Here is a 20,879-nt window from a genome sequence, read left to right on the forward strand (position 1 = left end):
TCCGGCGTCTTCCGGCCCCGCGCACGGGAAAGCCTCCCCTTCTATGACCGCGCGCGCCGAAACCTCCCGTGACCCGTCTGTCTCACCACTGAAGACCCGTTTCCCAAGCACACCCCTCTATCCAGGAGAATCGGACCATGAGCAACCCCCAGCAGCTGCGCTACAGCAAGGAGCACGAGTGGCTGTCGGCCGCCGACCAGGACGGCGTGTCGACGATCGGCATCACCGAATACGCGGCCAACGCGCTCGGCGATGTCGTGTACGTCCAGCTCCCGGATGTCGGCTCCACCGTCGCCGCCGGTGACACCTGCGGTGAGCTGGAGTCCACGAAGTCGGTCAGCGACCTGTACGCGCCGGTCTCCGGTGAGGTCACCGAGATCAACGAGGACGTCGTGAACGACCCGGCGCTGGTGAATTCCGCCCCCTTCGAGGGCGGCTGGCTGTTCAAGGTGAAGGTGACGGACGAGCCGGGCGACCTGCTCTCCGCCGAGGAATACGCCTCCTTCTCCAACAACTGACCCTCCTTACTCGATCGGGACCCTGATGTCGCTTCTGAACAGCTCCCTTCACGAGCTCGACCCGGACGTCGCCGCTGCTGTCGACGCCGAACTCCACCGCCAGCAGTCCACCCTCGAAATGATCGCCTCGGAGAACTTCGCTCCGGCCGCCGTCATGGAGGCCCAGGGCTCGGTCCTGACCAACAAGTACGCCGAGGGCTACCCCGGCCGCCGCTACTACGGCGGCTGTGAGCACGTCGACGTGGTCGAGCAGATCGCCATCGACCGCATCAAGGAGCTCTTCGGCGCCGAGGCCGCCAACGTCCAGCCGCACTCCGGCGCCCAGGCGAACGCCGCCGCGATGTTCGCGCTGCTCCAGCCCGGCGACACCATCCTCGGGCTGAACCTGGCGCACGGCGGCCACCTCACCCACGGCATGAAGATCAACTTCTCCGGCAAGCTCTACAACGTGGTGCCCTACCACGTGGACGCCGAGACCGGTCTGGTCGACATGGACGAGGTCGAGCGCCTGGCCAAGGAGCACCGCCCCAAGCTGGTCATCGCGGGCTGGTCGGCGTACCCGCGCCAGCTGGACTTCGCCGCCTTCCGCCGCATCGCGGACGAGGTCGGCGCGTACCTGATGGTCGACATGGCCCACTTCGCGGGCCTGGTGGCGGCCGGGCTCCACCCCTCCCCCGTACCGCACGCCCACGTCGTGACCACCACCACCCACAAGACCCTGGGCGGCCCGCGCGGCGGCGTCATCCTGTCCACCGCCGAGCTCGCCAAGAAGATCAACTCCGCGGTTTTCCCCGGTCAGCAGGGCGGCCCGCTGGAGCACGTCATCGCGGCCAAGGCCGTGTCCTTCAAGGTCGCCGCCGGCTCCGCCTTCAAGGAGCGCCAGGAGCGCACGGTCGAGGGCGCCAAGATCCTCGCCGAGCGGCTCACCCAGGCCGACGTGACCGAGGTCGGCGTCTCCGTCCTCTCCGGCGGCACGGACGTGCACCTCGTCCTGGTCGACCTGCGCAACTCCGAGCTGGACGGCAAGCAGGCCGAGGACCGCCTCCACGAGGTCGGCATCACGGTCAACCGCAACGCCATCCCGAACGACCCGCGGCCCCCGATGGTCACCTCGGGTCTGCGCATCGGCACCCCGGCGCTCGCCACCCGCGGCTTCACCGCCGAGGACTTCCGCGAGGTCTCGGACATCATCGCCGAGGCGCTCAAGCCCTCCTACGACGCCGAGGCGCTGAAGGCGCGGGTCACCGCCCTCGCCGACAAGCACCCGCTGTACCCGCACCTGTCGAAGTAACCCGGGTCCGGCCCCTGGGGCCCGGACCCCGGGGGGCGCGCCCCGGCGCGCCCCCCGCACCGCACCACCCGCACGCGCCCCGCGTGCAGACGAAGGAGTCCCCGGTGGCCATCTCCGTATTCGATCTCTTCTCGATCGGCATCGGCCCGTCCAGCTCGCACACCGTCGGCCCGATGCGGGCGGCACGGTTGTTCGTCCTGCGGCTGAAGAACGAAGGGCTGCTGGCCCCCACCGCGGCGGTGCGGGCGGAGCTGTTCGGCTCACTCGGCGCCACCGGCCACGGCCACGGCACCCCCAAGGCCGTGCTGCTCGGCCTGGAGGGCCACTCCCCGCGCACCGTCGACGTCGAGGCCGCCGACGGCGAGGTCGAGCGCATCCGCAGCTCCAAGCGGCTGCGGCTGCTCGCCGCCGAGATCGAGGGCGGTCACGAGATCGACTTCGACGAGTCCGACGAGCTGATCCTGCACCGCCGCCGCTCCCTGCCGTACCACGCCAACGGCATGACCCTCTTCGCGTACGACGAGTCCGGCCATCCGCTGCTGGAGAAGACCTACTACTCGGTCGGCGGCGGCTTCGTGGTCGACGAGGACGCCGTCGGCGAAGACCGCATCAAGCTCGACGACACCGTCCTGAAGTACTCCTTCCGCACCGGCGACGAACTCCTGCGGCTCTCCCGCGAGACCGGCCTGTCCATCTCCGCGCTGATGCTGGAGAACGAGAAGGCGTGGCGCACCGAGGAGGAGATCCGCGCGGGTCTGCTGGAGATCTGGCGGGTCATGGAGTCCTGCGTCTCCCGCGGCCTGTCCCAGGAGGGCATCCTGCCCGGCGGTCTGAAGGTCCGCCGCCGCGCCGCCAACGCCGCCCGCGCCCTGCGCTCCGAAGGCGACGCGGCCGCCCGCGCGATGGAGTGGGTGACCCTCTACGCCATGGCGGTCAACGAGGAGAACGCGGCCGGTGGCCGCGTCGTCACCGCCCCCACGAACGGCGCCGCCGGAATCATCCCGGCCGTCCTGCACTACTACACCCGCTTCGTCCCCGGCGCCGACGAGGAAGGCATCATCCGCTTCCTCCTCGCGGCCGGTGCCATCGGCATGCTGTTCAAGGAGAACGCCTCCATCTCCGGCGCCGAGGTCGGCTGCCAGGGCGAGGTCGGCTCCGCCTGCTCCATGGCCGCCGGGGGCCTCGCCGAGGTGCTGGGCGGCAGCCCGGAACAAGTCGAGAACGCCGCCGAGATCGGCATGGAACACAACCTCGGCCTCACCTGCGACCCCGTCGGCGGGCTCGTGCAGATCCCCTGCATCGAGCGCAACGGCATGGCCGCGGTCAAGGCCGTCACCGCCGCACGGATGGCGCTGCGCGGCGACGGCCGCCACCATGTCTCCCTCGACAAGGTCATCAAGACCATGAAGGACACCGGCGCCGACATGAAGGTCAAGTACAAGGAGACGGCGCGCGGCGGCCTCGCGGTCAACGTCATCGAGTGCTGACCGTGACGACTTCCGGACGCGGCTCCTCGTCACCTCGACCGAGTCGTCCGCGTTCCGGGGCGGGATAGGGGAGCTGTTCGCCTGGCCACGCCGGTGGGTCTCGCGGTCTCCACGAGCTTCGGGGGTCGGCTGGGCAAGCTGACCGTTCTGTCGCACGGCGTCGGCCACCCGAGCAGCTCTTCGATCCGGCGTACGGAGCCGCGAGCCGACGTTCGGCCTGTCGGCCGAGTGGCTGCTGGTGGACGGGCGGCCGTTCGTGCGCCCATGACCCCGGCCCGGTCCCCGGCCGGACTGTATCCCTCGGGCACCCGCCCGGCAGGACGGACCGGCCGGGCGTCACCCCAAGTGCAGCAGCGCGATACCGGCGGCGCACAGAGCGATCCCCGCGAGGGCTATGCCCCCGCCCGACATCCGCAACCGCACTTCCGGCGACACCGGATACACGGGCTCGGCCGGCACACCCTTGCTCAGCCGCGCCCGCTGGACCCGCGCCCGCATCCGCGCGCCCTGATGGGTGGTCATCCCCCGCACGTCGAAGGTCAGCCCCAGCCCGTACAGCACGGAGGCCATCCCCGCGCGGAGGGCGCCGATGCCGAACGTCAGGGACGGGCCGGTGTGCGCGGTCAGCGGGAGCGACGAAATCATGAACCTAGCCGCGGCCGGTGACCAGCGGCTTCCCGGGCTCGGCGGGGCTCAGATCTGGCCGAGGTCGACTTCCACCGGGAACGGAGCCGCGACCTTCACCACGCCAGTGAACACGTCTCCCTCGCGATAGGCCCTGCTCGCGGGGTCGAGGACGTAGGTGTACACCAGCGGTACGCCGGTGGCGGCCTGCTCGATCCGCCAATAGAAGGCGATCCCGGCTTTCGCGTACTGGTCGACCTTGACGATCCGGTCGGTGGTCTCCGAACCCGGCGACACGACCTCGGCGACCAGCAGCACATGCTCGGGGCGGGTGGGCGTGACGTCGATCGTCTCAGCTCGGTACACGACCACGTCGGGACGGCGATTGGTGAGCGGAACGTCCTGAAGCCGGACGTCGAAGTCCGTGTCGGCGTTCCAGCCGGGCCCCGACGCGGCCTCCAGGGCGTTCGCGAGGATACGGGCCAGGCGGTTGTGCCGCTTGGACGCGCTGGGGCTCACGACGACCATCCCGTCCACGATCTCGACACCCGCGCACTGCTCCTCGGACCAGGAGTCGTACTGCTCGGCCGTGATCTGCTCGTGCATCCACGCGGGAGCGACCATCTCGGCGGTCATGACTCACCTCCATGAACCTGCGCGACGGGCCTGCCGTCATCGGGGGTCAGCCTACCGGGGCGGGCACCCCCATTCCGAAGTCAGTGATCCTCGCCCCAGAGGGGTTGGCCTCCCAGATGCCGCTCGATGACGTGCGCGATGTCAATGAGCCACTGTCTCAGCGGCACTCCGTCCGGAGGGCTGACACCCATGCCCAGCGCCGCGACCGCCCGGCGGAGCTCCCGGTCGCTTTCCGCCATGGCCAGCAACTGGGGGATCTCCTCGCGTGCCTGCCTCAGGTCATCCTGGGGATTTCCGCGCAGGTAGTCCTCCAGGGCCTCGCGATACGACGAGTATTCGTACGAGAAGTCCTGGTGGAAGTAGCCGCCGATGAGCTGATTGAGCTCAGGAAAACACTCTTCCCACTCCCAACCCATTTGCGGAGCCTGTGCGGAATAGTCACTGGGCTTCTGCTGGGAAGCCCGGATGTGATCCCGTGCGATACTCAGAGATTCCTCGACCCCCCTCCCCTCCGTGGGGCGCACTTGAGGCATCAGGTCCACCTCATCGGCAATCTCAGGGGAGAACAAACCGACGCTGAGAAGGTCATCGAGCTCTTGGAGGACACGGTCACCGCGCTGCGGGAACCGCGAGATGACACGCAGATACCCTTCCAAGGCGGGACCCGGTCTGGCCGGAGTGTCGGTAAACGCATAGTCCGCGTGAGTGTACGCGCGGAGCAGGTTTTGAATCTCGTGGAATCGGTGGCCCGGCGCGGGAGAGTGGGGCATGGAGATCCCTTTCGGGAGGAAGCGTTCAGGGAACGGGGTAGGACGTCAGCACCCGATACCCTGATGCTGCCGATGGGTCACGCTTGAGAATAACCTTCACCTTGTTCACCCAACTCGGGGCGTCTCCTCTCAGATAGCTCTCCCTGGTGAGCGTCAGCCCTGTGTTCTCCCTGAAGACCGTCTCGGGTAGTGCGAGCCTCGGTTTCGAGCCGTTGAGCCACTCTGTGATCCTGCCCTGCTGTCGAGCCAAGACCTCGTCCACAAAGCGCTGAGCCGATTTCTCGTCGACGAAGCGGGAGTCGGCCTCAATGTTCGGCTGCGACCTCAGTCGACTCCGCATGTCACGAGTCGTCTTCTCCACATGGCGTTCGATGGTGTGAGACCCATTCTTCCCCTCATCCCCCTTGATGTCGGCGCGGTGTTCCTGCCTCGTCCTACCCTTACGTTTTTCCCGAGGCCAGGCGTTCCAGCCGTCAGGATTTCCTCCCGACCCGGCTCCGGCAACGCCCATCAGGACGACGCCCAGCGTGCCGTAGACCGCCGCGTGGACGGCCGCCTCGCGGGTGAGGGTGAAGGCGCCTGCCCGGGCGCCGGTTGCCAGGGCCAGGCCGAGGCCGCCGCCGGGTGGGAGGAGGGCCAGGAGGGACAGCAGGAGGAGGGCGAAGCCCAGGTAGGTGGCGAAGTCGTGGAGCGCGTCGAGGAGGTGGAGGGCGCGGATCACGGGGGCGGAGGGGGCCGTGCCGTCCGCCAGGCGCAGCAACAGCAGCGTGCCCATGACGCAGCCGCCCGCCGCGGTCCAGAGGCGGAGGCGGATGAGGGTCAGCACCTCGCCGTGGGGGAAGGCGCGGGTCGACCGCCAGGTGTGGAGGAGGCGGGCGAGGTGCCAGGCCGTCCAGAGCAGGCCCGCGGCGCCGACGCCGATCAGGAGGTACGGGCCGTTGCCCGAGGCGAAGTACCGCTGTACGTCGGCCCCGGCGGGGAAGGAGCCGATCGCCAGGAAGGCCAGGGTCGGGAGGGTCAGGGCGAGGGAGATGAGGACGTACCAGGTGCGCCGTCGGTCCCGCAGGCCGCGCGCGGCGCGTGTCACGGAGCGTAAGCCGACGCCACGCCAGGCGGGTTCGCGGTCCGAGGCGTCGATCTGGGCGGCGGACCAGGCGACCGTACGGTGCAGTGATTCCGCGCCGGGATACGGCGGACCGCCGCGCGCCATCCCGTAGAGCAGCGACCGCCGCAGCCGGGCGAAACGTAAGGCGATCAGCGCGGACCAGGGCACGCACCAGGCCCCGTACGCCGCGAGCGCGCTCAGGCCCGACCGCCCGGCCCGCTCCGCGGGCAGCAGGACGTCCGGCACGTAGGCCTTCCCGCGCCGCACCTGCCGCAGGTCGGCGGCCATGGCGACCGCCAGGCACACCAGCGGGACGGCCCACAGCGCACCCTCGAACGCGTCGACCGCGACGCGGCGCCCCGATCGGCCGGGTGGGCGGCGGCGTAGTTGGTCAGCATGTGCAGCACGCACGCGGCCACCGGCGGCAGGACACCGAGGGCCCGTACCCAGCCCTTCGCACGCAGCAGCACCCCGACGCCGAGCGCCGCGAGGGCCGTGTAGACCAGGTGGGGGCTGGCGCCCACACCGGGAGCGCGGTCACCGAGCTCCAACGCGCCCTGCGGGGCGGGGAACCAGGCGGAGAGGACCTGCTCGGGGCCCGGGATGTACGGCGCCCGGAGGCTGTCCGGGATGGCCCAGCCACCGGCCGGGTGCGGGATCGCCCGGGCCGCGTCCAGCCCGTACCGCGCCACGGCTTCGAGCAGCCCGAACCCGGCTCCGAGAGCCGCGCCGAGGACGACGTGGTCCGTCAGGCCCCACTGACGGCGGATCCTGACGTTCCACGCCATGAGCAGCAGGGGCGCGAGCTTCACCAGCTCTTCGATGACCGGGTCGACCGTGTAGCCGGCGGTCCGCACGACGTTGGTCAGCGACCCTGGTCTCGGCGACACCGCGCGTGTACGCCAGCTCCAGCAGCGCCGCCGCCACCCCGCACCCGTAGACGCCGACGGCGATGCCCACGAGCACCGTGGATATGCGCAACGACCGGGTCGGCGCGGACAGCACCAGCAGCTGCGCCACGCCGTACACGGTCGCCGCCACCATGAGCAGCGCCACGCCCAGCCCCCCAACGGATGTCCGATCCGGATGGCGAGGCTAGAGGTCGGGCATGTGCGCGACAAGGGACTTTTCCCGCGAGGGGGACGCGAGTGCCCGTAGACCGGGACGTCCGACCAGGTGAGAGATCACGCCGCGGGGGAACCCATAGGCGAATGGACGGCCAGAGGAGCACACGCGGTGGGCATGACGAGGAACGGACGAGGCGGGGGCGGGTGTGGACGTGGGGGCATCGGGCGGCGATACAGCACGGGCCCGAGCGGCACACGCTGCTGCTGATCGGCAAGAGCACCCTCGCGGCCACCCTCGCCTGGTTCATCGCGGCGGATCTGCTGCACGCGCAGTCGCCCGCGTTCGCGCCCTTCTCCGCCGTCCTCATCATGAACGTGACGGTGTACCAGTCGATCGCGCAGTCCCTGCGCTATGTCGCCGCGGTGGTGACGGGGGTGGCGGTCCAAGCGGCGCTGGGGTTTCTGGCGGGGCCGGATCCGTTGACGTTCGTGCTGGTCGCCGCCATCGCGCTGACGATCGGGCAGTGGAGGGCGCTGGGGGCGCAGCGGTCGCAGGTCGCGACGGCGGCGTTCTTCGCGTTCTCCACCTATGCCTCCGCGACGAGCAATGCGGAGCGGGCGACCCAGCTGGGGCAGATCGTGCTGCTCGTCCTCATCGGGTGTTCGCTCGGGCTGCTGGTGAACGTGGTGCTCGTGCCGCCGCTGCGGTACCGGAGCGCGGAGTACGGGATCCGGGCCCTGGCCGGGGCGCTGGAGTCGCTGCTCGCGGACATGGGACCGGCGATGCGCGACGGGGAGTTCGCCGAGGAGCACGCACGGCACTGGCGCTCCCGGTCCAACCACGCCCAGGCGCTGGTCACTCAGGCGAGGTCGGGCCTGCGGACCGCGGAGGAGAGCGTTCCGTTCAATCCGCGGCGGCTGCTGCCGCAGCACCGGGGGCGCACCTCGTTCGCGAACTACCGTGCCGTGCTGGACGCGTTGGAGCGGGCCGCGCATCAACTGGCGTCGCTCACCAGGAGCCTGGAGCGGTGGCGCGAGGAGGAGCGGGACGACAGCTACCGGCAGTTTCTGCGGTGCCACGGCACCTTTCTCGGCTCGCTGGAGGAGATCGTGCGGGTGCTGGCCCAGCTGGACGAGACGCATCTGCGGGACCAGGCCGCGCAGTTGTGCGAGCTGGCCGAGGACATGCAGGAGCAGCGCCGGACCGTCACCGAGCAGGCGGAGAGCGACGGTCTGCCGCTGGGCGACCCCACCCGGCCGTACGGGGTGCTGGTGATCGAGGCCACGCGGCTGACGGAGGAGTTCCAGTACACCTGCGACGTTCTCCAGACTCATGTGCAAGGGTGAGTCCGGGGCAACGGCATAGCATGACGGCAGGGGAGAAAATCACATTTCCCGGCCAAATCAGTCGCACGTGCAAATACCCTGCGTGACCCCCACAGCGTTGCGTAGGGTTCTGGACCGGGCATGACAAGGGAGACGCCCGTTCCCCCTTCTCACCTTCTCCCCTAGGCAGGAACCATGCTGCACGGCATCGACGTGAGTTCGCACCAGTCCAGCTTCGACACGGACGGACTGGCCTTTGTCTTCATCAAGGCCACCGAGGGTCGGTCGTACATCAACCCGAAGCAGTCCTCCCAGGCGGCCAAGGCGCGGAAGGCGGGGTGTGTCGTCGGCTTCTACCACTTCCTGTGGCCCGGGAACATCGCCGCGCAGGCCCGGTACTTCGTCGACAAGTGCGCCTCCCAGAAGCACGATCTGCTGGCCGTGGACTGGGAGACCACGGGCTCGGGGACGTATGCCAGCAACGCGGAGAAGGACCGGTTCATCCGGGAGGTCAAGAAGCTGCGGCCCACGCACCGCGTGATGCTGTACTGCAACCGGAATTTCTGGCTCAACCACGACACCACCTCCTACGCGGGAGACGGGCTGTGGATCGCCGACTACGTTTCGGCGGGCAAGCCGCGGATCAAGGCGAAGTGGCGGATCCACCAGTACACCGACCGGCCGGTGGACAAGAACGTGGCGGACTTCTCCAGCAAGGCGTCCCTGAAGACCTGGGCCACGGTCACCCGGGTGGCGAACGCGGTCGAGGACCTCGTGGACGGCGACGACGACGAGCAGGAGCGCACGCAGAGCGAGGCGTGAGGGCCGCCGTCCGGGCTGGCCGGGGGCATTGTCGGTGGGAGCGCCTACGCTTTCCGGCATGAGCTACGCAGACCTCCGCGAACTCCGCAGCGCGCTCACGACCGCGTCCGACATCGCCTTCTCGCTCGACGCCGCGCCGTCGGACCAAGAGACCGAGCAGCTCACCGATGCCCTGCGCCGGGCGCTCGCCGCGGCCGGTGCGCTGACCGCCGAGCACGGGACGACCGGATGCTCCCAGCATCCGCGCGGGGCGGTCGACCCGCTGTACGGGGATCCGGACGATCCGCTGCCGCCCGGGTACGGCCGCTGCCTGCTGTGCAACGACCGCCGGCGGCGGGCGAGCGCACAGCGGCGCGGCTGGCGCTGACGCGCCGCCGGCGCCGCCGTGCGGCCCGGCCGAACCCGGTGGGTCAACCCTTGTTCTGCGCGGCCCAGAACTCGTCGAAGTTGAGCTGACCGTCGCCGTTGCCGTCGTGGGCGTTGATCACGGCCTGGGCGACGGGCTCCGTGACATACGGGTCCCCCAGCTGCGCCATCACGCTCTTGTACTCGGCCGCCGTGATCAGCCCGTCCCCGTTGAGGTCGTACCGCTCGAACGCTTTGCGCGCCGCCTCGATGTCCGCCACCTGTTCCGCCCCTTTCGTGCGTGAGTCTGACCCGCACAGATTAGCGGCCCCTGGCCAGAGGTCAGGCGAGCGTCCGTTCAGCCCTGGTTGACCAGCTCCATATAGCGGTCCCAGTCCCACAGCGGACCGGGGTCGGTGTGGTCGGAGCCGGGGACCTCGCTGTGGGCGATGATGTGGTCGCGGTCCTTGGGGATGGCGAAGCGGTCGCAGACGGCGGCGGTGAGGGCGGCGGACGAGGCGTACATCTCGTCGGTGAACCAGGAGGGGTCGTCCACCCAGCCCTCGTGTTCGATGCCGATGCTGCGGTTGTTGTAGTCCTTGTTGCCCGCGTGCCAGGCAACGTCCTTCTCGCGGACGAACTGCCCGATGTAGCCGTCGGCCGAGGCGACCATGTAGTGGGTGGAGACCTGCCGGGCCGGGTCCTGGAAGATCTTCACCGCGTCCTGGAAGGTCTCCTGCGTCACATGGATGACGACGACCTCGATCGGATACGCCGTGGGGCGGCTGGAGACACGGTAGTTGGAGGTGGAGGCCGGGATCCAGTGGGTGGGGGGATAGGCGGCGGCGCGGCGGAGGCGTCTGTCACCGGCGTGGGCGGTGGCGGTGGTGGCGGCGAATGCGAGGGCGGCGGCGCCGAGACCGGCGCCGGATCGGAGGAGGGTGCGTCGGGTGGGGGCAGGGCCGTGCGCTTCCATGGGGGGCTCCCGAATGCAGTGCCAATACAGGGATCTGACGGGATGTGACGCGCGTAGCGCGGATTCCATGGTGAAGCGTCGGCAGGGCCATGCCAAGAACCGACAGGCATAAGATGAACAACAAAGGAAACTCACACTTATACCCGCCATTAACAAGGTAGGTGTCAGAGCTCACCTTGGATTGAGTTGGTGGTGATCTACCGGGTCTGCAATAGTCAGGACCGCGACCCCCATTGACCCGGGCCCGGTCGTTCCCCGAATGCCGCGGAGCCACACCCCTTCCGCTCCGCGGCGGGGCGGACAGAGGTCCCCGGACCGTCACACGAGGACGGTCGGGACCTCTGCCCTTGGTCACTCCCTACGACGTACGCCGCTCACGCGCTCTCCGTGACCCGCATCTCGAACCACGTCGTCTTGCCGCACGGCAGCAGGTCCACACCCCACCGCTGGGAGAGCTGATCCACCAGCATGAGGCCGCGCCCGCTGGTGTCGAGCGCCCCCACCGGCAGCAGACACGGCAGCCCGCGCGACGGATCGCGCACCTCGACCCGGATCCAGCCGCGGCGGCGCAGCATCCGCAACCCGAAGGTGCGGGCGCCGGTGTGCCGTACGGCGTTGCCCACCAGCTCCGAGACGAGCAGCACCGCGTACTCGGCGAGCTGGCAGGCGAGCCCCCAGTCGCGCAGCACCACGAATTCGGTCAACCGGCGGGCGGTGGCCGCGGATTCGGGCCGGGACGGCAGCCGCACCTCTTCGTCCGCAGGATTCCCGAACAGTTCGAGCGCCCTGAGAGCCGGATCCTCCTCGGCGGACGGCAGCCGCCGGACCGCAGCCGTACCAGTGCGCTGCTGCGGCTGCTCCATTCCCTCCAAGCCCGCCATGCCCCCCATGATGGCCGCCCGAAAGGCCGTCCGGGGCGGAACCAGGGGATTCCGAACACCGGAGCCCCAGGCTCCACAAACCGATCCCATCTATCCCATTGGCAGCGCAGGGAGTCAAAACACCCCACCTGACCAGCGATGTCACCGCGCGTACAGCTGATCACCCAGCGTACCGGAACCGGCCATCGGGCGGCCGCCCGGCGGCCGAAGAAATTCGCTCGCACGGGGCATACCCGGCCCGGGCGAAAGGGCTATGTCAAGAGAAACGGGCCTTGCCCGGGCCGTCCTCGACGAAGCTCCGCATTCCGATCTCCCGGTCCTCGGTGGCGAACAGTCCGGCGAACCAGTTGCGTTCGATGGCGAGCCCGGTGTCGAGGTCCGTCTCCAGACCCGCGTCCACCGACTCCTTGGCGGCGCGCAGCGCCATCGCCGGGCCCTTGGCCAGCTGCGCCGCCCAGGCGTGCGCCTGCTCGTACACCTCCTCGGCCGGTACGACCCGGTCGACCAGCCCGATGGCGACGGCCTCGTCGGCCTTCACCTGACGGCCCGTGAAGATGAGGTCCTTGGCCCGGGACGGGCCCACCAGCCGGGCCAGCCGCTGGGTGCCGCCCGCGCCCGGGATCAGCCCGAGCAGGATCTCGGGCTGGCCGAGCTTGGCGTTCTCGGCGGCGATCCGGAAGTCGGCGCACAGCGCCAGCTCGCAGCCGCCGCCGAGCGCGTAACCGGTGACGGCGGCGACCACGGGCTTGGGGATGCGGGCGACGGCGGTGAAGGCGTCCTGGAGGTCGCGGGAACGGGCCACCATCGCGGCGTGGTCCATGTCCCGCATCTCCTTGATGTCCGCGCCCGCCGCGAACACCTTCTCGCCGCCCCAGACGACCACGGCCCGTACGTCGTCGCGGCGGGTGACCTCCGCGGCGAGTTCCCGCAGCCGGTCCTGGGTGGCGACGTCGAGCGCGTTCATCGGGGGACGGTCGAGGCGGAAGGTGGCCACACCGTCGGCGACCTCAAGATTCACAGTCATACGCCGCAGATTAGTGGCCGCCCCGGCTCAGCGCCCCGGTGCGGCTACGCCTTCCACTGCTCCCAGGACATGTTCCAGTCGCTGAGCCCGTTGCCGGGCTGGATCGTTTCGTCGTCCGAGTTCTTCACGATGACCACGTCACCGATGAGCGACTGGCCGAAGAACCACGCCGCCGGGGTGGACGGATCACCTCCGCCGCGCTGGTCGAAGAGGCCGACGCAGCCGTGGCTGACATTGGCCGAGCCGAAGGTGGAGCGGCCCGCCCAGTAGTTGCCGTGGAGGAAGGTGCCGGAGTCCGACAGCCGCATCGCGTGCGGCACGTCCTTGATGTCGTACTCGCCCTTGAAGCCGACCGTCGCGCCGTCCATCCGGGTCACGGCGAGCTTCTCGCTGATGACCATGGTGCCGTTGTACGTCTCGTTGCCGGGCGCGCCCGCGGTGATCGGGATCGTCTTGAGGGTCTTGCCGTCCCGCTTGATCTTCATCGTGTGCGCCTTGGCGTCCACGACGGATATCTGGCTGCGGCCGATGGTGAACTTCACGGTCTTGTCCTGCTCCCCGTACACCCCCGGCCGTCCCTCGACGCCGTCGAGGTCCAGCTTCAGCGTCACCTTGGTGCCGGGCTTCCAGTACTTCTCGGGGCGGAAGTCCAGCCGGTCGTTGCCGAACCAGTGGCTCGCGATCGGCACGGACGGGGAGGCGCTGACCTTGATGGCGTTCTCGACCGCGCCCGGGTGGGTGATCCCCCGGTTGAAGCGGAGCGAGACCGGCATGCCGACGCCGACCTCGGAGCCGTCCTCGGGGCTGTAGACGCCGACGAAGGTCTCCTCGGGCTTCAGCGTGGTGAAGGTGGTGTGCTTGCGCGCCGCGCGGCCCTCCGCGTCCTTCGCGAGGGCGTCCACCGTGTACGTCGTGCCGGCGCGCAGGCGTCCGTCCGGCTTCCAGCTCGCGCCGCCGTCGGCCGTCTTCCCGGCGACCGCCCGGCCCTTCTCGTCCTCGACCTTGACGGAGGTCAGCGTGCCCTTGGCGGCGGTGACCTTGAGCGCGCCGCTGGTGGCGACGTCCTTCACCGCGTCCCCCGGCTCGACCGTGACCCGGGCCCGGGACGGCCGCGGCTTGGCGGCCTCGGTGCCGCCGCCCTTCTTCCCGTCGTCGCCGGAACCACCGCCTCCGGCGCACGCGGTCACCAGGGCCAGCAGCACCCCGAGCACCAACGCGAGAAGTCCCCTGCGGCCCCGCACGGTCGCCACCCCCGATATCGGCTGCATCCTCACCACAGCTCTCTCCCCTCTGCGGAACCGCAGCCCCCCGCGGCAGCTCCGACACGCACCCCGACGCGCACAGGCGCGCCTGCCGATAGGTAATCACATCGCACTGACAGCGGGATCATTTGCGATGATTACGGTTCAGTCCCAGGTGGGAGCGGTCCCCGTGACCGGCCCCGTGATCGCCCGCGTGATCGCCCGCGTGACCGGCGGCGGGCGCTCCCCCGCACCCCGCGATCGCGCCGCGGCGCGGAAACGTGAGGGGCGGCGGGATTGCGGGCACAACAGGGCTACGGGGCACAGCCGGACGCGGTCGGGACGCCGCGGGGCGGTGCCGCCCGGTCCGTCGGGCTCCGGACGGGAGGTGCGGAGCCCGGTCCGTGCGAGCCGCCGGAGGCGCATGTGTCGAAAGCAGTCGAGCAGCACACCCTGGAGCCCTCCGACGGCTTACCCGCGCCGCCCGCCGCCGGACCGGCGCTCCGCCGCCCCGCCGCGCCCGCGCCGCTGCCCGCCCCGCGCGGCGGCGCACCCGCGGCCGGGCCCACCGCCGGACCCGTGACCGGGCCCGCCGCCTGGCCGGGCAGCCCGCAGCCGCTCGGCGCGCGCGTGTGCCAGGGGCCCGACGGGCTGCCCGGCACCAACTTCGCGCTGTGGGCGGGCGGTGCGGAGGCCGTCGAGCTGTGCCTGTTCGACGACGACGGCACCGAGGTGCGCCACGCCCTGGCCGAGCAGACCGACGAGGTGTGGCACGGCTTCGTCCCCGGGGTGCTGCCCGGGCGGCGGTACGGCTACCGCGTACACGGCCGCTGGGACCCGTGGACCGGCGCCCGCTGGAACCCGGCCAAGCTGCTGCTGGACCCGTACGCGCGCGCCGTGGACGGCGACTTCGCGCCGGACGGCGGCCCGCTGCCCGCCGAGGTCTACGGCCATGTGCGGGACTGGCCGCAGCAGCACGTCGCCGACACCGTGCGGGACGAGCGCGACTCGGCCCCGTACGTCCCCAAGGGCGTCGTCGTGGGCGACGACGCCCCGGGCGGGCCGCCGGACGGGCGGGCCGACGACCGCCGCCCCGGGACCCCCTGGGCCGAGTCGGTGATCTACGAACTCCATGTGCGCGGCTTCACCATGCGCCACCCCGGCGTCCCGCCCGAGCTGCGCGGCACGTACGCCGGGCTCGCCCACCCCGCCGCGGTCGAGCACCTCACCCGGCTCGGGGTGACGGCGGTGGAGCTGCTGCCGGTGCACCAGTTCGCGCACGAGGACCATCTGCTGCGGCGGGGCCTGCGCAACTACTGGGGCTACAACTCCATCGGCTACTTCGCGCCGCACGCCGGGTACGCGGCCACCGGCACCCGGGGCCAGCAGGTGGGCGAGTTCCGGCAGATGGTGCGCGCCCTGCACACGGCCGGGATCGAGGTGATCCTCGACGTCGTCTACAACCACACCGCCGAGGCGGGCGAGCTGGGGCCGACCCTCTCGCTGCGCGGTATCGACAACCGCGGCTACTACCGGCTCCAGCAGGACCCGCGCCGCTACGCCGACTTCACCGGCTGCGGCAACACCCTCCAGACCGTCCGGCCGCACGTCCTCCGGCTGATCACCGACTCGCTGCGCTACTGGGTCACCGACATGGGCGTGGACGGCTTCCGCTTCGACCTGGCCAGCGCGCTGGCCCGCACCGCGACGCACGGCGTCGACATGCTCTCCCCGTTCCTCGCCGCGATCGCCCAGGACCCCGTGCTGCGGCGCGTCAAGCTGATCGCCGAGCCCTGGGACGTGGGCTCCGGCGGCTACCAGGTGGGCGCGTTCCCGCCGCCGTGGGCCGAGTGGAACGACCGCTACCGGGATGCCGTACGGGACTTCTGGCGCGGCGCGCTGCCCGATGTGCGCGACCTCGGCTACCGGCTCTCCGGCTCCAGCGACCTGTACGGACACGGCAGCCGCGGCCCGTGCGCCTCGGTCAACTTCATCACGGCGCACGACGGCTTCACCCTGCGCGACCTGGTGAGTTACGACCGCAAGCACAACGAGGACAACGGCGAGGGCAACCGCGACGGCACCCACGACAACCGCTCCTGGAACTCCGGCGCCGAGGGCGAGACCGACGACCCGGACATCCGCGCCCTGCGCCGCCGCAGGCTGCGCGGGCTGCTCGCCACCCTGCTGCTGTCCACCGGCGTCCCGATGCTCGTCGCGGGCGACGAGATGGGCCGCACCCAGGGCGGCAACAACAACGCGTACTGCCAGGACAACGCCACCGGCTGGGTCGACTGGTCGCTGCTGGACGACCCCGGCTGGCAGGCGCTCACCGACCTCACGGCCCGGCTGATCCGGCTGCGCCGCGCCCACCCGGTGCTGCGCCGGCCCGCGTTCTTCTCCGGCAGCGCCCGGCCCCCGGACGGCGTGCGCGACCTCGCCTGGTTCACGCCGCGCGGCGAGGAGATGACCGAATCCGACTGGTACGCGCCGACGACCGCCCTCGGCGTCCACCTCTCCGGCCGGGACCTGCCGCAGCGGGATCCGCGCGGCGCGCCGGTCACCGATGACACCTTCCTGGCGCTGCTCCACGCGGGCCCCGCGCCGCTGTCCTTCACGCTGCCCGGGCCGCCGTGGGCCGCGGGCTACGAGCTCCTCCTGGACACCGCGCGGGAGGACCAGGACGCGCCACCGGGCACGCGGTACGCGGCCGGCGCGTCGATCGAGCTACCGGAACGATCGGTTCTGCTGCTGCGCGCCCTCGGGGCCGAAGACCTACGCCAAAAAACCGAGTGAACGCTGTCAGTGGCGGACCGTAGTCTCGCCACCGATGGCTTTGAACCCGCCCCCCGCTGAAGCAGAGGGATTCCTGACTCAGGAAGCCCCTCAGGTCAGCGACCTGAAAGGACTTACTCCCTCAACACCAGCCGGGACGGAACCTGCCCGGTCGCCCGAAAGCACTGACTTGCGCTGGCTTGGCTCTCGCTCAGCGCGTTGTGCGTGCTTGGTTCTCGCAACGCACGACACGCACTTCACCCGATCGCGTGGGCGGTATTGCGCCCCAGAGGTGAAATAGGAGGCCAGGTGACGACACCGCCCCGTACCCAGGAGGGCGGCGCCGCCCCGCGGCACCGCTCCACCACGCGCTCCCTGTTGCGGCTGTGGCCCTATGTGCGCCCGGTGCGGGTCCGGCTGTTCTCGGCGGCGGGGGTGGCGGTCGTGGCCTCCTGCCTGGGCCTGGTCATCCCGCTCGTCCTCAAGTGGATGGTGGACGGGCCGGTGGCCGACCGCGACCCGGGCGGGGTGTGGCTGGGCGGTGCGCTGCTGTTCGCCCTCGGGCTGGCCGAGGCCGGGCTGTTCGGGCTGCGGCGCTGGCTGGTGGCGCGGCCGCTGGCGTCCGTCGAGGCCTCGATGCGGGCCTCCCTCTACCGCCATCTCCAGCGGCTGCCGGTCTCCTTCCACGACCGCTGGGCCTCGGGCCAGCTGCTGTCGCGCGCCACGACCGATCTGATGCTGCTGCGCCTGTTCCTGGCCTTCCCGCTGACCTTCCTGGTGGTCAACGGGGTCACCATCCTGGTCGGCTTCGCGATCCTGCTGGCGCAGCAGTGGACGCTGGGGCTGGTGCTGCTGGTCCCGGCCGTACCGCTGATGATCTTCTGCTCGCTGTTCGAGACGCGCTACGCGACCGTGGCCCGCACCGTCCAGGACCAGACCGGGGATCTGACGACGGTCGTCGAGGAGGGCGTGCTCGGCATCCGTATCGTCAAGGGCTTCGGCCGCCACCGCAGCCAGGCCCGCGCCTTCCGGGCTCTGTCGGAGCGGGTGCGGGCCACCGAGCTGCGCAAGGCGCGGCTGCTGGCGACCATCTGGGCGTTGATCATGACCCTGCCGGAGCTGGCGATCGGCGCGGCCCTGATCCTCGGCACCATCCAGGTCGCCGACGGCGACCTCTCGGCGGGCACGCTCGTCGCCTTCCTGTCCACGGCCCTGGCGCTGCGCTGGCCGGTGGAGTCGCTGGGGTTCCTGCTGGCGCTGAGCCAGGACGCGGCGACGGCCACCGACCGGTTCTTCGAGGTCATGGACGCCACCCCGGCGGACGCGGCGGACCGGCCCGCGTCCGTGCTGTCCCGGCAGCGGGGCGAGGGCGGGATGCGGTTCGAGGGGGTGGAGTTCCGGTACGACGACGCTCCCGCGGACGCCCCGCCCGTGCTGCGCGGGGTGGACCTGCACATACGGCCCGGCGAGACCATGGCGCTCGTCGGCGCGACCGGTTCCGGGAAGACCACGCTGACCGCGCTCGTACCGCGGCTGCTGGAGGTGACGCGCGGGCGGATCACCCTCGACGGGCGGGACATCACCGCGCTCCCCCGCGACGAGTTGCGCGCGCTGGTCGCCGTCGCCTTCGAGGAGCCCACGCTGTTCTCGGCGACGGCCGGTGAGAACGTGCTGATGGGCGCGGACGGCGCCGACCGGGCGGCGCTGGCGCGCGCCCTGAAGGTGGCCCAGGCCGAGTTCGTGCACGCCCTGCCGCAGGGCCCCGACACCGAGGTGGGCGAGCAGGGGCTGAGCCTGTCCGGCGGGCAGCGGCAGCGGCTCGCGCTGGCCCGCGCCGTCGTCGGCGCCCCGCGCTTCCTGGTGCTGGACGACCCGCTGTCCGCGCTGGACGTGCACACCGAGGCGCGCGTGGAGGCCGCGCTGCGGCAGGTCCTCGCGACCACGACCGCGCTGGTCGTCGCGCACCGGCCGTCGACCGTGCTGCTCGCCGACCGGGTGGCGCTGCTGGAGGACGGCCGTATCGCCGCCGTCGGCACCCACCACCACCTGCTGCGGGACAGCGCCGCGTACCGGTCGCTGATGTCGGGACACGACGGGGAGAACGACGGGGAGGAGGGCCCATGACGACGGCCGAGGAGGAACGCCCGGCCGAAAAGGCGCGCACGGTCGAGGAGGAGCGCACCGCCGAGGGCGACCCCTTCGATCGCGATGTCCTGCCCGCGCCCAAGGGCGCCTCCCTCTCCCTGCTGCGCTCGCTGCTCGCCCCGCGCCGCGCCCGCGTCTGCGTCGCGGCCGTCCTCCTGCTGCTGCAACAGGCCGCGGTGCAGGCGGGCCCGCTGCTCGTGGCGTTCGCCATCGACCGCGCCGTGCCCGCCTTCCGGGACGGCGACCACGGCCCGCTCATCGCCGTCGGCGCCGGGTACCTGGGCTGCGCGCTCGCCTCCGGCGCCCTCCAGTTCGCGTTCATCCGCGCCTCCGCCCGCATCAACCAGGACGTTCTGCTGGACCTGCGGGGCCGCATCTACCGCCACGCCCAGGCCCTCAGCGTGGACTTCCACGAGCGGTACACCTCGGGGCGGCTCATCTCCCGCGCCACGACCGACGTCGAATCGCTGCGGGAGCTGCTGAACGAGGGCCTGGACGAGCTGCTCGGCATCGCCCTGTCCGTCGTCTACATCGCCCTCACCCTGCTGTACCTGGACTGGGGGCTCGGCGCCGCGGCCGTGCTCTCCTTCTGGCCGCTGTACCTGCTCATCCGCTCCTTCCAGCGCCGGTCGATGCGGGTCTACCGCAAGCGGTCGACGGCCACCGCCGCGGTCATCGTCGCCTTCACCGAGACCATGAACGGCATCCGCCCGGTGCAGGCCTTCCGCCGCGAGCGCGCCAACAACACCCGCTTCGACGAGCTGAACGGCCACCATCAGCAGGTCAACGGGACCGCGATCCTGGAGATGGCCCGCTATGTGGTCGGCTCCCGGCTGACCGCCAACACGGCGGTCGCCGTCATCGTGCTGTGGGGCGCCTACCGGGTCGCCGCGGGCGATCTGGCGCTCGGGGTGCTGGCCGCGGCGGCGCTGTACCTGCGCAGGCTGTACGACCCGATCGACCGCCTGGGCATGTTCCTCAACTCCTACCAGTCCGCCGCCGCCTCCCTGGAAAAGATCGCGGGCCTGCTGGCCCAGCGCCCGTCCGTCCCCGAACCGTCCGACCCCCACCCACTGCCGCCGCGCCCCTCCCGGTCCTCCGGCCGCGAGGTCGTCTTCGACGGGGTGCGCTTCGCGTACCGCACCGGCGGCGAGGTGCTGCCCCGCTTCGACCTCACCCTGCCCGCCGGGCAGACGGTCGCCGTGGTCGGCGCGACCGGCGCGGGCAAGTCCACCCTCGCCAAGCTGCTCGCCCGTTTCTACGACCCCACCGACGGCCGGGTCCTGCTCGACGGCGTCGACCTGCGCGACCTGGCCACGCCCGACCTGCGCCGCGGCGTGGTCATGGTGACCCAGGAGGCGTTCCTGTTCTCCGGCACGGTCGCCGACAACATCTCCATCGGCCGCCCCGACGCCACCCGCGCCGACATCGAGCAGGCCGCCAAGGCGATCGGCGCCCACGACTTCATCGACGCCCTGCCCGACGGCTACGACACCGACGTCCGCAAGCGCGGCGGCCGCATCTCCGCGGGCCAGCGCCAACTGGTCGCCTTCGCCCGCGCCCTCCTCGCCGACCCCGCCGTCCTCATCCTCGACGAGGCCACGTCCTCCCTCGACATCCCGGGCGAACGCGCCGTCCAGCGCGCCATGGACACGGTGCTGCGCGGCCGCACCGCCGTCGTCATCGCCCACCGCCTCTCCACGGTGGAGATCGCCGACCGGGTCCTGGTGATGGCCGACGGCCGCATCGTCGAGGACGGCACCCCCGACAGGCTCATAGCAGGCGAGGGCCGCTTCGCGGCCCTGCACCAGGCGTGGCGCGAGAGCCTCGTCTGACGCGGGCGCCA

At 71.1% G+C, this 20,879-nt stretch carries 19 protein-coding genes; 9 read left to right on the plus strand and 10 right to left on the minus strand.

Annotated elements, in window-relative coordinates:
• Window positions 1-137: 137 nt before the first annotated feature.
• From gcvH to LCH29_RS21595, 3 genes are all read left to right on the plus strand, one after another.
• Window positions 138-518, plus strand: a complete 381-nt coding sequence (gene gcvH / locus LCH29_RS21585) for a glycine cleavage system protein GcvH (RefSeq protein ID WP_446463386.1) — start codon at window positions 138-140, stop codon at window positions 516-518.
• Between the two features lie 25 nt (window positions 519-543).
• Window positions 544-1,809: a serine hydroxymethyltransferase gene (gene glyA / locus LCH29_RS21590; RefSeq protein WP_123099661.1), complete on the plus strand. Its 1,266-nt coding sequence runs from the start codon at window positions 544-546 to the stop codon at window positions 1,807-1,809.
• Window positions 1,810-1,913: 104 nt separating this feature from the next.
• Entirely contained in the window at window positions 1,914-3,296 is a 1,383-nt protein-coding gene (locus LCH29_RS21595; protein WP_446463387.1) for an L-serine ammonia-lyase, read from the plus strand.
• A 336-nt stretch (window positions 3,297-3,632) separates the two neighbouring features.
• On the opposite strand, the gene LCH29_RS21600 is transcribed toward LCH29_RS21595, so the two are convergent.
• The 5 genes from LCH29_RS21600 to LCH29_RS21620 all read right to left on the minus strand — a co-directional run bounded on the left by LCH29_RS21600 (window position 3,633) and on the right by LCH29_RS21620 (window position 7,321).
• Window positions 3,633-3,941 (minus strand): hypothetical protein, encoded by a 309-nt coding sequence (locus LCH29_RS21600; RefSeq protein WP_446463388.1) that lies wholly within the window; start codon window positions 3,939-3,941, stop codon window positions 3,633-3,635.
• Window positions 3,942-3,989: 48 nt separating this feature from the next.
• Window positions 3,990-4,556 carry a Uma2 family endonuclease gene (locus LCH29_RS21605; protein WP_446463389.1) on the minus strand — a complete coding sequence of 189 codons (567 nt, stop codon included), beginning with the start codon at window positions 4,554-4,556 and terminating at the stop codon, window positions 3,990-3,992.
• Window positions 4,557-4,636: 80 nt separating this feature from the next.
• A complete protein-coding gene (locus tag LCH29_RS21610) occupies window positions 4,637-5,326 on the minus strand; it encodes a contact-dependent growth inhibition system immunity protein (RefSeq protein WP_446463390.1) in 690 nt (229 codons plus the stop codon).
• A gap of 25 nt (window positions 5,327-5,351) precedes the next feature.
• Window positions 5,352-6,719: an RNase A-like domain-containing protein gene (locus tag LCH29_RS21615; protein WP_446463391.1), complete on the minus strand. Its 1,368-nt coding sequence runs from the start codon at window positions 6,717-6,719 to the stop codon at window positions 5,352-5,354.
• Window positions 6,629-7,321, minus strand: a complete 693-nt coding sequence (locus tag LCH29_RS21620; RefSeq protein WP_446463392.1) for a PrsW family glutamic-type intramembrane protease — start codon at window positions 7,319-7,321, stop codon at window positions 6,629-6,631. The genes LCH29_RS21615 and LCH29_RS21620 overlap by 91 nt, the downstream gene beginning before the upstream one ends.
• A gap of 321 nt (window positions 7,322-7,642) precedes the next feature.
• Between LCH29_RS21620 and LCH29_RS21625 the strand changes: the two genes are divergently transcribed.
• From LCH29_RS21625 to LCH29_RS21635, 3 genes are all read left to right on the plus strand, one after another.
• Complete coding sequence (locus LCH29_RS21625; protein WP_446463393.1) at window positions 7,643-8,845, plus strand: aromatic acid exporter family protein; 1,203 nt, start codon at window positions 7,643-7,645, stop codon at window positions 8,843-8,845.
• Between the two features lie 174 nt (window positions 8,846-9,019).
• Window positions 9,020-9,646, plus strand: a complete 627-nt coding sequence (locus LCH29_RS21630; RefSeq protein ID WP_446463394.1) for a glycoside hydrolase family 25 protein — start codon at window positions 9,020-9,022, stop codon at window positions 9,644-9,646.
• Window positions 9,647-9,704: 58 nt separating this feature from the next.
• Window positions 9,705-10,013 carry a hypothetical protein gene (locus tag LCH29_RS21635; protein WP_446463395.1) on the plus strand — a complete coding sequence of 103 codons (309 nt, stop codon included), beginning with the start codon at window positions 9,705-9,707 and terminating at the stop codon, window positions 10,011-10,013.
• A 43-nt stretch (window positions 10,014-10,056) separates the two neighbouring features.
• Here the strand turns inward: LCH29_RS21635 and LCH29_RS21640 are convergent, their stop codons facing one another.
• From LCH29_RS21640 to LCH29_RS21660, 5 genes are all read right to left on the minus strand, one after another.
• On the minus strand, window positions 10,057-10,272 hold the full coding sequence (locus LCH29_RS21640) for an EF-hand domain-containing protein (protein WP_009714888.1): 216 nt from the start codon (window positions 10,270-10,272) through the stop codon (window positions 10,057-10,059).
• Between the two features lie 77 nt (window positions 10,273-10,349).
• Window positions 10,350-10,967 carry an N-acetylmuramoyl-L-alanine amidase gene (locus tag LCH29_RS21645; RefSeq protein ID WP_446463396.1) on the minus strand — a complete coding sequence of 206 codons (618 nt, stop codon included), beginning with the start codon at window positions 10,965-10,967 and terminating at the stop codon, window positions 10,350-10,352.
• A 374-nt stretch (window positions 10,968-11,341) separates the two neighbouring features.
• Window positions 11,342-11,848: an ATP-binding protein gene (locus LCH29_RS21650; RefSeq protein WP_123102261.1), complete on the minus strand. Its 507-nt coding sequence runs from the start codon at window positions 11,846-11,848 to the stop codon at window positions 11,342-11,344.
• 256 nt (window positions 11,849-12,104) lie between these two features.
• Complete coding sequence (locus LCH29_RS21655) at window positions 12,105-12,872, minus strand: enoyl-CoA hydratase/isomerase family protein (RefSeq protein ID WP_009714891.1); 768 nt, start codon at window positions 12,870-12,872, stop codon at window positions 12,105-12,107.
• 44 nt (window positions 12,873-12,916) lie between these two features.
• Window positions 12,917-14,140 (minus strand): L,D-transpeptidase, encoded by a 1,224-nt coding sequence (locus LCH29_RS21660; protein WP_446463443.1) that lies wholly within the window; start codon window positions 14,138-14,140, stop codon window positions 12,917-12,919.
• Between the two features lie 552 nt (window positions 14,141-14,692).
• On the opposite strand from LCH29_RS21660, the gene glgX reads away from it, so the two are divergent.
• The 3 genes from glgX to LCH29_RS21675 all read left to right on the plus strand — a co-directional run bounded on the left by glgX (window position 14,693) and on the right by LCH29_RS21675 (window position 20,868).
• Window positions 14,693-16,909: a glycogen debranching protein GlgX gene (gene glgX / locus LCH29_RS21665; RefSeq protein ID WP_446463444.1), complete on the plus strand. Its 2,217-nt coding sequence runs from the start codon at window positions 14,693-14,695 to the stop codon at window positions 16,907-16,909.
• Window positions 16,910-17,197: 288 nt separating this feature from the next.
• The gene (locus tag LCH29_RS21670; RefSeq protein ID WP_446463397.1) at window positions 17,198-19,012 is read left to right on the plus strand and encodes an ABC transporter ATP-binding protein; all 1,815 of its coding nucleotides are present in this window, start codon (window positions 17,198-17,200) and stop codon (window positions 19,010-19,012) included.
• Window positions 19,009-20,868, plus strand: coding sequence for an ABC transporter ATP-binding protein (locus tag LCH29_RS21675; RefSeq protein ID WP_446463398.1), 1,860 nt, complete (start codon window positions 19,009-19,011; stop codon window positions 20,866-20,868). Before LCH29_RS21670 ends, LCH29_RS21675 begins: the two co-directional genes overlap by 4 nt.
• Window positions 20,869-20,879 lie beyond the last annotated feature (11 nt).

It is taken from the genome of Streptomyces sp. BRA346, from assembly GCF_052851135.1.